Origin of the sequence: Burkholderia sp. MSMB617WGS (assembly GCF_001532025.2) — a bacterium.
In the GTDB taxonomy this organism is placed as follows: Bacteria; Pseudomonadota; Gammaproteobacteria; order Burkholderiales; family Burkholderiaceae; genus Burkholderia; species Burkholderia savannae.
In genome coordinates this window covers 1,418,949-1,431,172 of the sequence record NZ_CP013457.1, presented here as the reverse complement: position 1 = coordinate 1,431,172, position 12,224 = coordinate 1,418,949, and the positions used below count along the sequence as shown (strand labels likewise).

General features: G+C 67.0%; 10 protein-coding genes and 1 pseudogene. All 11 read right to left on the bottom strand.

The features are described 5' to 3' along the window. Positions 1–41 precede the first annotated feature (41 nt). The 11 genes and pseudogenes from WT60_RS07190 to hpnI all read right to left on the bottom strand — a co-directional run bounded on the left by WT60_RS07190 (position 42) and on the right by hpnI (position 11,920). Positions 42–1,277 (bottom strand): aspartate aminotransferase family protein, encoded by a 1,236-nt coding sequence (locus WT60_RS07190; RefSeq protein ID WP_059584787.1) that lies wholly within the window; start codon positions 1,275–1,277, stop codon positions 42–44. A 574-nt stretch (positions 1,278–1,851) separates the two neighbouring features. Further along, positions 1,852–1,941, bottom strand: a pseudogene (locus WT60_RS35670) (ion transporter); the annotation flags it as partial. Positions 1,942–2,030: 89 nt separating this feature from the next. Further along, entirely contained in the window at positions 2,031–3,074 is a 1,044-nt protein-coding gene (locus tag WT60_RS07175) for a GlxA family transcriptional regulator (protein ID WP_038755384.1), read from the bottom strand. Positions 3,075–3,101: 27 nt separating this feature from the next. Further along, a complete protein-coding gene (locus WT60_RS07170) occupies positions 3,102–3,896 on the bottom strand; it encodes an ABC transporter ATP-binding protein (protein WP_059584789.1) in 795 nt (264 codons plus the stop codon). A 21-nt stretch (positions 3,897–3,917) separates the two neighbouring features. Next, positions 3,918–4,631, bottom strand: a complete 714-nt coding sequence (locus tag WT60_RS07165) for an ABC transporter permease (protein WP_038751077.1) — start codon at positions 4,629–4,631, stop codon at positions 3,918–3,920. Next, on the bottom strand, positions 4,628–5,317 hold the full coding sequence (gene hisQ / locus WT60_RS07160) for a histidine ABC transporter permease HisQ (protein ID WP_060355693.1): 690 nt from the start codon (positions 5,315–5,317) through the stop codon (positions 4,628–4,630). Before hisQ ends, WT60_RS07165 begins: the two co-directional genes overlap by 4 nt. An 849-nt stretch (positions 5,318–6,166) precedes the next feature. Then, entirely contained in the window at positions 6,167–6,727 is a 561-nt protein-coding gene (locus tag WT60_RS07150; protein WP_038751139.1) for a lipoprotein, read from the bottom strand. Between the two features lie 536 nt (positions 6,728–7,263). After that, positions 7,264–8,310, bottom strand: coding sequence for a lysylphosphatidylglycerol synthase domain-containing protein (locus WT60_RS07145; protein ID WP_060355692.1), 1,047 nt, complete (start codon positions 8,308–8,310; stop codon positions 7,264–7,266). Continuing rightward, positions 8,307–9,194 carry a hopanoid biosynthesis-associated protein HpnK gene (hpnK, locus tag WT60_RS07140; protein WP_060355691.1) on the bottom strand — a complete coding sequence of 296 codons (888 nt, stop codon included), beginning with the start codon at positions 9,192–9,194 and terminating at the stop codon, positions 8,307–8,309. The genes WT60_RS07145 and hpnK overlap by 4 nt, the downstream gene beginning before the upstream one ends. A 3-nt stretch (positions 9,195–9,197) precedes the next feature. Continuing rightward, complete coding sequence (hpnJ, locus tag WT60_RS07135) at positions 9,198–10,619, bottom strand: hopanoid biosynthesis associated radical SAM protein HpnJ (protein WP_038751085.1); 1,422 nt, start codon at positions 10,617–10,619, stop codon at positions 9,198–9,200. Positions 10,620–10,741: 122 nt separating this feature from the next. Then, the gene (gene hpnI, locus WT60_RS07130) at positions 10,742–11,920 is read right to left on the bottom strand and encodes a bacteriohopanetetrol glucosamine biosynthesis glycosyltransferase HpnI (RefSeq protein ID WP_038751087.1); all 1,179 of its coding nucleotides are present in this window, start codon (positions 11,918–11,920) and stop codon (positions 10,742–10,744) included. Between the last annotated feature and the right edge of the window lie 304 nt (positions 11,921–12,224).

Genomic DNA, 12,224 nt, shown 5'->3' with positions numbered 1-12,224 from the left:
TGGGCCGCTTGGGCGCTGCTTAGGGGCTGCTTAGGGGCTGCTCAGCGCGGCGTAGCTTCGGCCTGCGCGGCGAGCACCTGCTCGACCGCCTTCTCGAAGCGCGCGAGGCCTTCGTCGAGCACGTCGAGCGGAATCACGAGCGACGGCGCGAAGCGCAGCACGTTCGGGCCGGCGATCAGCATGATCACGCCATGGTCGGCCGCGGCCGACACGAAATCCTTCGCGCGGCCGTCGAACGCGTCGACGAGCTCCGCGCCGATCAGCAGGCCCTTGCCGCGAACTTCCTTGAAGAGCTTGAAGCGCGCGTCGATTTTCTCGAGCGTGGCCGTGAGGCGTGCGCTGCGCTCCTTGACGCCTTCGAGGAGCGCCGGATCGCTGACGAGCTCGACGACCTTCTCGGCGATCGCCGACGCGAGCGGATTGCCGCCGTACGTCGTGCCGTGCACGCCGACCTTGAAGTGCGCGGCGAGCTCTTTCGTCGTGAGCATCGCGCCGATCGGGAAGCCGTTGCCGAGCGCCTTCGCGGTGGTCAGGATGTCGGGCGTGACGCCCGTGTCCATGTACGCGTAGAAATGGCCGGTGCGGCCGACGCCCGTTTGCACCTCGTCGAAGATGAGGAGCGCGCCGTGCGCGTCGCATGCTTCGCGCAGCGCCTCGAGGAACGCGGGATCGGCGGGGATCACGCCGCCCTCGCCCTGGATCGGCTCGACGATCACGGCGCAGGTCTTCGGGCCGATCGCGGCCTTTGCGGCGGCGATGTCGTTGTACGGCAGGTGCCGGATGCCTTCGGGCACGGGGCCGAAGCCTTCCGAATACTTCGATTGTCCGCCGACGCTGACGGTGAAGAACGTGCGGCCGTGGAACGACTGGAGGAACGACACGATCTCGTACTTGTCGGCGCCGTGTCGCTCGAACGCGACTCGGCGCGCGAGCTTGAGGGCGGCCTCGTTGGCTTCGGCGCCGGAGTTCGCGAAGAACGCGCGATCGGCGAACGTGAGCGATTCGAGGCGCTTCGCGAGGCGCAGGACGGGCTCGTTCGTGTAGCCGTTGCCGATGTGCCAGAGCTTGCGGCCTTGCTCGTCGAGGACCTTGAGGAGCTCCGGATGACCGTGGCCGAGCGCGGTGACGGCGATGCCGCCCGCGAAATCGACGTAGTCGCGGCCTTCCGTGTCCCACACGCGCGAGCCTTCGCCGCGCTCAGGCACGAACGGCGCGGGGGCGAACACCGGCACCATCACTTCATCGAAAGTCTGACGGGACACGTTCGGGCTCTTCATGACGATTCCTTTCGTTTCGTAAGAGGTAACAGATTCAAGTTTAGGCAACGCCGCGCGATGCGTCTTGCGCAATTGCGACGCGATTTGTCGGATGGGGTTCTTTTGCCCTTTTCGGCGGGCGACGGTTTTTTGTCGGTTGTTTGGCGTATGTGTGTGTCGTGAATGGCCTGTGATGTTTGCGGTCTGTGAGCGTCGCCCCTCCCCGGGGCGGGGGTCACTTTTCTTTGTCTTGCCAAAGAAAAGTAACCTAAAGAAAGGCGCTTTTTCGGCCCAGGCCTAAGGCGACATGCTCGTTCGTGTCGGCACGGCCCCCAACGTGTCGCGTCGCACCGGAACGCGGAGCGGATCGCGCGGGGGCCGTGTCGTCGCATCGCCCGCCGGCTCCTTTTTCGCTGCGCTCGGACGATGGGCACATCAAGGCGCGAGCCTCGGATTTGAATAATTGGCATACCTTGAGATTGGCGGCATGCGTCGTGCGGGGCGAGCCGTGACATGAAAGAGTGGTTTGCAGCGAAGTGAGCGGTGAAGCTGGCGAGAAGAGCGAACGCAGCTCCCTTTGCTGTCCGCCGAAGGACGCGCCTTTCTTTTGGTTACTTTTCTTTGGCAAGACAAAGAAAAGTGACCCCCGCCCCGGGGAGGGGCGACGCTCACAGACCGCAAACATCACAGGCCATTCACGACACACACACACATACGCCAAACAACCGACAAAAAAACCGCAACGAAGAAAGCGCCCCCAAGGACTGCTCACGCTCAGTCCCGAGCCGGCGGCCGCTCCACCAAGGCCCCCGCGCGAGGCGGCTCGGCGCCCCCCTTCCCGTGCTGCTTCTCGAGCCACGCGCGCCGATCCTCGCGCGGCGTGACGCCGAAGCGTTCCCGATAGGCATTCGAAAAATGCGCCGCCGAAGAAAACCCGCACGCGAGACTCACCTGCACGACCGACTTGCTCGTGCGCTGCAACTGCGTGCGCGCCTTCAGCAACCGCAAATTCAGGTAATACTTCGACGGCATCGCGCCGAGATACTGTCTGAAGAGTCGCTCGAGCTGCCGCCGCGACACGCCGACGAGCCCCGCGATCTCGTCCGTCGTCAGCGGGTCCTCGACATTCGCCTCCATCAGCAGCAGCGCATCGTTCAATCGCGGGTGCCGCTCGCCCGGCGCCGTCACGAACGGAATCCGCTGGCGCTCCTCGCCGCTGCGAAGCGGCCCCGTGCCGAGCGCGTCCGCAACCCGCTCCGCCAGCTCCGGCCCCTGATCGCGGCCGATCATCGCCAGCATGAAATCAACGCTCGCCTGGCCGCCCGCGCACGTCGCGCGATCGCGGTCGATCTCGAAGATCTGCTGCGTGACGATCGAACGCTCGAATTGCTCCGCGAACTGCTGGTAAGTCTCCCAGTTCACGCTCACCCGGTAGCCCGACAACTGCCCCGCCATCGCGAGCCACCACACGCCGTGATGAATGCCCGTCACGAGCGGCGTGCGCTGGCCGACCCGCGCGAGGCTCGCGAGAAAGAGCCGGTAATCGGCGAACTGCTGGAACCGCTCGCTGACGACGATCAGCCAGTCGCAGACGATCGCATCGTTGAACGCGGCGTCCGCGTGCCACTGCGCGCCGCCCGCGAGCGGCACCGCGCGGCCGTCCCACGAGCACACCTGCCAGCGGTACAACAGGCGCGCGTCGATCTCGTTCGCGAGATTCAACGCGTCGACGATCGGCCCCACGCCCGACATCGACACGGGCGGCAACGCGACGATCGCCACCTGTATCGTGCGGGCGGGATTCGCTGGACGATTCACGGACGTCACGACCTGCCGCGTCGACCGTTACTTGAGGCTGCCCGACAGGAACTGCCTCAGGCGCTCGCTTTGCGGACGCCCGAGCACGTCGGCCGGATCGCCCTCTTCCTCGGTGCGCCCCTGGTGCAGGAACATCACGTGGTTCGACACGTTGCGCGCGAAGCCCATCTCGTGCGTGACGACGATCATCGTGCGCCCTTCCTCCGCGAGCTTCTGCATCACCTTGAGCACTTCGCCGACGAGCTCCGGGTCGAGCGCCGACGTCGGCTCGTCGAACAGCATCACGTCCGGATGCATCGCGAGCGCGCGCGCAATTGCGACGCGCTGCTGCTGACCGCCCGACAGATGTGACGGATACTGCTTTTCCACGCGCGGCGCGAGGCCCACTTTCTCCAGATATTCGCGCGCGCGCTCCTCGGCCTCGCGCTTCGGAAGGCCGAGCACGTGCACCGGCGCCTCCATCACGTTCTCGAGCACGTTCATGTGCGCCCACAGGTTGAAGTGCTGGAACACCATCGCGAGCTTCGTGCGAATCCGCTGCAGCTGCTTGTGATCGGCGACTTCGAGGCTGCCCGCGCGATCGGCCTTCGTGCGCACCGTCTCGCCGTCGACGACGATCTGACCCGCGTTCGGCCGCTCAAGAAAATTGATGCAGCGCAGGAACGTGCTCTTGCCGGAGCCGCTCGCGCCGATGATGCTGATGACGTCACCCGCCTTCGCGTTCAGCGACACGCCCTTGAGCACCTCGTTGTCGCCGTAGCGCTTGTGGATGTCCCGCGCCTCGAGCTTGCACGCGGCGGTCGTGGTCGTGGTCTCTGCCAACTGGCTCTCCCTGGAGTGAAATCAATGACGGCCGGCCGCGAGATACGCGAGCCAGTGGCGCTCGGCCCGACGAAAGGCCGCGACGAGTGCGAACGATACCGCAAGATAGATCAGCGCGGCGATTCCGAACGACTGGAACGCCATGTACGTCGCCGAATTCGCGTCGCGCGCGACCTTCAGGATATCGGGCACGGTCGCCGTGAACGCAACCGTCGTCGCATGCAGCATCAGGATCACTTCGTTGCTGTAAAGCGGCAGCGCGCGGCGCAGCGACGACGGCAGGATCACCCGGCGGTACATCGTGAGCGGGCTCATCCCGTACGCGCGCGCCGCCTCGACCTCGCCGTGCGGGATCGCGCGGATCGCGCCCGCGAAGATCTCGGTCGTGTACGCACAGGTGTTGAGCGCGAACGCGAGGATCGCGCAGTTGAAGCCGCTCCTGAAGAACGCGTCGAGGAACGCATGATCGCGAACGAACGCGAGGCTGTACATCCCGGTGTAGATGAGGAGCAATTGCACGTAGAGCGGCGTGCCGCGAAACACGTACGTGTAGAAGCGCACGGGCGTCGACAGCCAGCGGTTCTTCGACACCCGCGCGACCGCGAGCGGCACCGCGCAGGCAAAGCCGATCGCGAGCGACGCGACGAGCAGCCACAGCGTGACGGCAAGCCCCGACATGCGCTGGCCGTCCCAGTAGAAGAACGCGCGCCCGAATTCCTGGAGAATCTCGATCATAGTTCCGCGTGCCTCACGCCGATGGAATAACGCTTCTCGAGCTGCCTGAGCACGAGATTGGAGACCGTCGTGATCGCGAGATACACGAGCGCCGCGACGAGGATGAAGAAGAACATGTTGAACGTGCTCTTGCCCGCGTCCTGCGCGGCTTTCACGACGTCGGCCAGGCCGATGATCGACACGAGCGCGGTCGCCTTCACGAGCACCTGCCAGTTGTTGCCGATGCCGGGCAGCGCGAAGCGCATCATCTGCGGAAACATGATCCTCACGAACACGCGCATGCCGCTCATCCCGTACGCGCTGCCCGCCTCGAGCTGGCCGCGCGGCACCGAGAGGAACGCGCCGCGAAACGTCTCGGTGAAGTACGCGCCGTAGATGAAGCCGAGCGTCAGCACGCCCGCGACGAACGGATCGATGTCGATCTGATCCCAGTTCATCAGATCGGTGAACTGGTTCAGCCAGATCTGGATGCTGTAGAACAGCAGCAGCATCAGCACGAGATCGGGCACCGAGCGGATGGGCGTCGTGTAGCCCGTCGCCATCGCGCGCAGCGCGCGATTGTGCGAGAGCTTCGCCACCGCGCCGACGAGGCCGAGCACGATTGCGGCTGCGAGCGACAGCACCGACAGCTCGATCGTCTGCACGGTGCCGGCCCAGATGAGCGGGCCAAAGCCGTATAGAAACACGCTTGTCTCCGTGATCGTGATGGGAGCGGCGCACGGACGGCTGCGCCGGTTTGACGCGGATAGTCGCAAGCGAAAAAAATCGGCTCAAATGGCGGTGGCGCGCAATGCTGCGCCGCAATATCACGGCGACGCCGGCGCGCGGCACGCGCACAGCACTGTTTTAGCGGGGTAAACGTCGGCGGCAGGCATTGCCGGCCGCGCGTCGTGCGCAGCTTTTTTGCAAGTTTCGAGTCGCTTTTGCGATAGGGACGACGGGCGCGGACGGGCGGCCGCAGCGGACGGTTCGCGGCGACGCACGATGATCGGCAGCCGGTTCGCGGGCGTTCGCACCGCTCGCAACCAGTCGGGCACTGTCGGCACTGTCGGCAGCGCCTCGAAGCGCGTCTGAGCGCCTGGAACGGCTCCGGATGGCCTCGAAAGGCGTGAATGACGCGCGCCGACGGCGCCAGTGGTCGTCGGCCGCGCTGCGCGGCATTGACCGGCACGCGCGGCGAAAGCCGCGAGATGACGAGATGGCTCGAGGAAGCGACGACGCCGTGAGAAGCCGGCGTCAGCGAGTGCCTGCCGGCGCCGAGGAGAAATCCGACGGCCTGCGAGTCACCCCGAGCGCCGACAGATTTTGCGAGCGCGCTCGCGAGCGTCCGCGATCGGCCAAGCCGCTCATGACGACGAACCGGCCATTGCGCCGCAAAGAGCCGGCAAGGCGCGGCAGGCGCTCGGGCGCACGCGGCGCACATGCCTGCGTTCGCGTACGCGCAGGCGCGACGGACGAATACGAACCGATTGGGCCACGCGCCGACGCCCCACGGGGCCGGCCGCCCTCGACGCAGCCCCGCCCCGCCTCGACGCTCAGTGCCCCTTCAGGATGTCCGAGCGCGACGTCGTATAGACGAGCCCGTCCGGCCCGAAATGAGCGTTGAAGAACGCATCCTGATTGACGCCGTCCTCGAGCCAGCGCCAGCTCCACACCGTCTCCGGCTTGAGCGGATAGCGCGCGACCTCGGTCGGCTTGCCGAGCAGCCGCCGCACCTCGTCCTCCGACATGCCCGGGCGAACCTTCGCGAAGTTCGCGGCCGTCAGCACCTGCGTCGCGGCGACGAAGCGGCCGTTCGCGTCGATGTCGACCATGTAGGTCTCGTTGCCCATCGGGCCGCGCGGATATTCGAGACGCTTCGAGCCGTCGGTATAGACGCGCTCGGTTTCGGGCCGGCCCATCTGGCCGCGGATCTCGGCCTCCGTCGTCACGCCGGGCGTGAGGCCCTTGAGGAACAGCGGCGCGGGCTTGACCGCGTTGAAGAAATCCTTGAATCGCTGCACGGTCTGCTCGCTTTGCTGGTCGTCGCAGCCGGCGAGCACGAGCGCCGCGCCGAGCATTGCCACGGGAAGGACACGGAATCGGAACATCGTCATCGGGAAATGGCGCGACTTGCGCGTGACATCGAACACGCGCGCAAGCATACCGCACCGCGATCATCGTGCGCGGAAAGCGCGACTCGATGAAGCGCTCGAAGTGTGGTCCGTTTCACCGCGACGCGTCGCTTCTCGCGGCTGCTCACGGCTTCTCGTGGCTTCTCATCGTGTCGCGCCGTGTCGAGACGGCACTCGGCGGCGAGCCGCGGTTGGCAATCGCCCCGGCTTCGCGACGCGAAAGGAGGAGAATCGCAACGCATCTAGCCGCACGGCCGGACGATCGCCGGCGGAACCGCCGAGCGTGCGCGCGGTCGGCTCCCCTTTGAGCCTTTGAGCCTTTGAGCCTTTGAGCCTTTGAGCCTTTGAGCCTTTGAGCCTTTGAGCCTTTGAGCCTTTGAGCCTTTGAGCCTTTGAGCCTTTGAGCCTTTGAGCCTTTGAGCCTTTGAGCCTTTGAGCCTTCGTGCCTTCGGACGATCGATTCGGCAGCCCGGCGAGTCAACAGCCGAAAGGAAGCGCCGCGTCGCCCGACCACGCGCTCACAGCAGCGTCTCGACCTCGCGCTCGCGCCGCGCCTCGGCGGCCGCGACGCGGGCCGCGCGCCGCGCGTGGCTGCGAATCCGCCGTCGCGTGCGCGACAGCTCGACGAGCTGCCACGACCCGAGCGCCAGCGCGCCGAACAGCAGCTCGCGCACGCGCTTGACGAGCGCGAGCGACAGCGCCGCCTCGCGATCGACGCCGAACATCTGCGCGAGCAGCACGACGGTCGCCTCCTGGACGCCCAGCCCGCCCGGCACCATGAACGCCGCGTGGCGCACGGCCTGCGTCATCGCCTCGATCGCGATCGCGCCGCCGATCGACACCGGATGGCCGAGCAGCGCGAGCGCCCAGTAAATTTCGAGCGCGCCGACCACGTAGCCGGCGAGCTGCCAGAAGAATGCGCGAAACAAGAGGCCCGCGCGCGACATCAGCGCGTCGATGTCGCCGTCGAGGCGCTTGCCGTCGACGCCTTGCAGCAGCCTGTGCGAATCGCCGAGCAGCCGGCTCGCGAAGCGCTCGATCGCATGGAAGACACCGCCGCGCCGCATCAGCGCGAACGCGAGCACCGGCATCGGCAGCGACAGCACGAGCGCGACGCCGATCGTCTTCGCGCCGACGCTCTCCTGCGTCGCGGCGAGCAGCAGCACGAGGCCGAGCGCGGCGAACGCGTACTGAACGGCGATCGTCACCAGCACCTCGACGATCACCGACGCCGTCACGCGGCTCGCATCGGGCACGCGCCAGCGCGCGAGCCGGATGCCGACGATCTCGCCGCCGACGCCGACGACGGGCAGCAGGCGATTCACCGCCTCGCGCACGGTCGCGATCCACCAGAGGAACGGCAGCGACGCGCGCTTGTCGAGCAGCAAACGCCAGGCGTGCGCGTCGAGCAGCAGCGGCAGGCCGTGAAACGGCACGAGCCACAGCAGCGCGAAGCCGGCCTGGCCGATCACGCGGACGGCGTCGCCGACGCCCTCGTGCACGACGAGCGCGAGCAGGATCGCGATCCCGATCGGCCAGCCGAGCCATTTGATCCAGCGGATCATGACGGCTGCGCCCCGGTGATCCGCGCGCCGCGCGGCAGGCGCGCACGCGCGCGATCGCCGAACACGTCGGCGAAGCCGCCGCACGCGACGCCCGCCGCCTGCACCGCGGCCGCGACGCGCGGCGACACGAGCGCGGCGAGCTCGTCGGCCGGCCGGTAATCGCGCATCGACGGCGTGATCGGGCCGTCGCCCGCCTCCGCCGGATGCGAGTAGATCTCGCCGACGCCCGGCGGCAGCTTCGCGAGCGCGTCGAGCAGCACGGCCTCGTCCATCGCGCCCGTGTGCTCGATGCCGACCACGTAGTCGTTGTGCGCGATGCCCGCGCGGTCGAGCCGCGCGCGCACGAGCCCGATCCACGGCTTCAGCCAGAACGGCGTCGACGGCTCGTACGGCAGCCGCATCGCGGAAAGCCCGAATTCGCGGCCGATCTCGACGAGCATCGACAGCACGGTCGGATGCAGATGGAAATGCTTGTGCGTGTTCACGTGATCGAGCGCGAGCCCGGTCGCCGCGAACGCCTCGAACTGCGCGCGGATCTCGCGGCGCAGTTGCGCTCGCACGTGCGGCAGGAAGAAAAAGCGGCAGCCGTCCTTCGCCATCGCGTCGCCGAAACGGCCGTCGGGGCCGACGAGCGCGGGAATCTCGCTTGCGGGCAGCGTCGCCGGCCCATCGGCGAGCACGACGTGCAGGCCGACCGCGAGCGACGGCAGGCACTTCGCGCGCTCGATCGCGTCGCGCGCGGCCGGCGCGCCGACCATCAGGCTCGCGGCCGCGAGCACGCCGTCGCGGTGCGCACGCTCGACGGCGGCATTGACCCGCTCATGCAGGCCGAAATCGTCCGCCGTGAAGATCAGCGCGCGCCGCGCCGCGTCGGAGGCAGCCACCGATTACGCCTCGTGCGCGCGCAGGAAGCGGAAGAATTCGACGCCCTCGCGCAGACGGCGCTTCATCATGTCCCAGCTCGTCAGCATTTCGCGCAGGATCTCCCAGATCTTCGACGGGCGGAAGTAGAACTCGCGGTAGAAATGCTCGAGCTCGTGGTAGATGTCTTCCTTCGACAGGTGCGGATAGCCGATCGCCGCGAGCTGCACGCCTTCCTTGCTGACGAGGTTGATCGTCTTGTTCTCCTCCATCCAGCCGTTCTCGATCGCCTGGTTGTACAGGCGCGTGCCCGGATACGGCGCGGCGAGCGACACCTGGATCGTGTGCGGATTGATTTCCTTCGCGTACTCGATCGTCTTCTTGATCGTTTCCTTCGTCTCGCCCGGCAGGCCGAGGATGAAGGTGCCGTGGATCTTGATGCCGAGCTTCTTGCAATCCTCGTTGAAGCGGCGCGCGATGTCGGTGCGCAAGCCCTTCTTGATGTTCAAGAGGATCTGGTCGTCGCCCGACTCGTAGCCGACGAGCAGCAGGCGCAGCCCGTTTTCCTTCATGATCTTCAGCGTCGAATACGGCACGTTCGCCTTCGCGTTGCACGACCACGTGACGCCGAGCTTGCCGAGCCCGCGCGCGATCTCCTCGACGCGCGGCTTGAAGTCGGTGAAGGTGTCGTCGTCGAACATGATTTCCTTCACTTCCGGCATGTTGTCGCGAATCCACTTCACTTCCGCGAGCACGCTCTCGACCGAGCGCACGCGGTAGCGGTGGCCGCCCACCGTCTGCGGCCACAGGCAGAACGTGCACTTCGAGCGGCAGCCGCGGCCCGTGTAGATCGACACGTACGGGTAGTTCAGATAGCCGATGAAATAGTTGTCGATCTTCAGGTCGCGCTTGTAGACGGGCGCGACGAACGGCAGCTCGTCCATGTTCTCGATCATCGGACGCGCTCCGTTGTGCTCGATCGAGCCGTCCTTCGCGCGGTAGCTCATGCCGAGAATCTCGGCGAACGGCTTGCCTTCGGCGATATCCTTGCAGGTGTAGTCGAACTCCTCGCGGCACACGAAATCGATCGCTTCCGTCGCGGTGAGCGAGTTGTGCGGATCGACCGCGACCTTCGCGCCGACCATGCCGACGAGCATCGACGGCTTCATCTTCTTCAGGTCTTCCGCGAACATCGCGTCGGTCGGGAACGACGGCGTGCTCGTGTGGATGATCACGAGATCGTAGTCCTTCGCGATCTTGAGCGTGTCTTCGACCGACAGGCTGTCGGCCGGCGCGTCGAGCACGCGGCTGCCCGGCACGAGCGCGGCCGGCTGCGCGAGCCACGTCGGATACCAGAAGGACCGGATCTCGCGCTTTGCCTGATAGCGGGAGCCCGCGCCGCCGTCGAAGCCGTCGTACGACGGTGCCTGCAAGAACAGCGTTTTCATGAATGCTCCGGTAGCCTGCTGCATAGATATCAATTCGTTCCAGTACAAATGTTTCGAAAACCGCGGGCGGCCCGTGGCCGCCCGCGCATCCCGTATATGTGTCGCGCCGTGTCGCGCGCCCTTCAGCGCCCGTCGCCCGCTTCGACGACGGTCGCGCGCGCGTCGCCGCCGACGACCGTCATCCTGGCGCCCCGCCACACGACCTGCGTGCCGAACGCGGCGACGAGCCACTCGAGCGCGAGCAGCGCGTCGCGCACCGGCACGAGCGGCAAATCGTGCCAGAACGCACGCCAGCCGGCCGAGCCGCGCGCATGCAGCGCGAGCCGCGCGAGCGTGCCGATCGCGGCGGCCGCGCCGGCCGTGGCACCCGCCGCCGACGCCGGGCCGAGCCACGCCGCGAGCGCCGCGCCGGCCGCGAGCCACGGCGCGGTGAACGTGATGAACAGGAAAGCGAAACCCGCCGGATTCAGCGAGCGGATCGTGCGCAGCCAGCGCGTCTCGCGCAGCCAGAGCGGCGCGAACGACGGCTCCGCGACGTCGGTCGCCACGTTCACCTCGGAGAGCACCGTGCGCAGCCCGAGCCGACGCGGCAGCTCGGCGAGCCAGTAGTCGTCAGCGAGTTCGTCCTTCAGCGCCTTGAAGCCGCCGATCGCATCGAGCGTCGCGCGCGTCAACGCGAGCGTCGCGCCGAATCCGAAGCGGCTCGACCCGCCGAGGTGGGTGATCCGCACCGACGGCGCGAACCACGCATCGACGAATTGCGCGCCGATCCGCGTCCAGAAGCCGCCGACGCTGCGCGCATGATACAGGCAAGTGACGACGCCCACCGACGCATCGGCGAGCGGCGCGGTCACGCGCGTCAGATAATCGGGTTCGACCGCGATGTCGCTGTCGGCGATCACGATGCGGCCGTGGCGCGCGCGCTCGGCGAGATTGACGAGGTTGCTGACCTTCAGGTTCGAGCCGTACACGCGCGCGTCGATCACGAGCTCGATGTCGCAGTCGGGATAATCGGCCTGCAGCCGCCGCACGACGGCGATGGCCGGATCGGCCGCCGACGCGACGCCGAACAGCAACTGGTAGCGCGGATGCCGCTGCTCGCAGAAGGTCGCGAGATTTTCGTACAGATGCGGCTCCGCCCCGCACAGCGGCTTCAGCACGCTGACGGGCTCGAAGCCGTCGCGCACGGCCGTGCGCGGCGTGCGCGGTGCCGGCGCGAACGCCGCGAGCACCGCATAGCCGCACGATGCGCAGGTGAGCGCGAGCAGCACCCACCCGACGATGGAAAGCGATTCCGTCATGCCGCTCGCCTCCGAACGATCGGACGGCGGGCGAAACGGGGACACGATGCTTCGGCGGGGACGAATTCGAACACGATCCCAACTCCTCTTACTTGCACTTTCAACGACGCGCAACGCACCGGAACCGGCCGTACGGCCGCAATCCCGAGGCTCCTCGTGCGGCTTTTCGCGGCAAGCGCAGGGAGAATTGAACGGAATCCGTGAGCGCGATTGGTGTGTAGGCCGCGAATTTTAGCAGCGACGCGCGGGCAGCGCTTGCCGCGCGTACCGAAAAGCACTGTTTCTGAACGGCAAATCCACGCAG

Coding starts and splice junctions, on each gene's coding strand:
- hpnI (WP_038751087.1), bottom strand. CDS start 11,920: ATGACGGAATCGCTTTCCATCGTCGGGTGGGTGCTGCTCGCGCTCACC.
- WT60_RS07165 (WP_038751077.1), bottom strand. CDS start 4,631: ATGATCGAGATTCTCCAGGAATTCGGGCGCGCGTTCTTCTACTGGGAC.
- WT60_RS07145 (WP_060355692.1), bottom strand. CDS start 8,310: ATGATCCGCTGGATCAAATGGCTCGGCTGGCCGATCGGGATCGCGATC.
- WT60_RS07190 (WP_059584787.1), bottom strand. CDS start 1,277: ATGAAGAGCCCGAACGTGTCCCGTCAGACTTTCGATGAAGTGATGGTG.
- hpnJ (WP_038751085.1), bottom strand. CDS start 10,619: ATGAAAACGCTGTTCTTGCAGGCACCGTCGTACGACGGCTTCGACGGC.
- WT60_RS07150 (WP_038751139.1), bottom strand. CDS start 6,727: ATGACGATGTTCCGATTCCGTGTCCTTCCCGTGGCAATGCTCGGCGCG.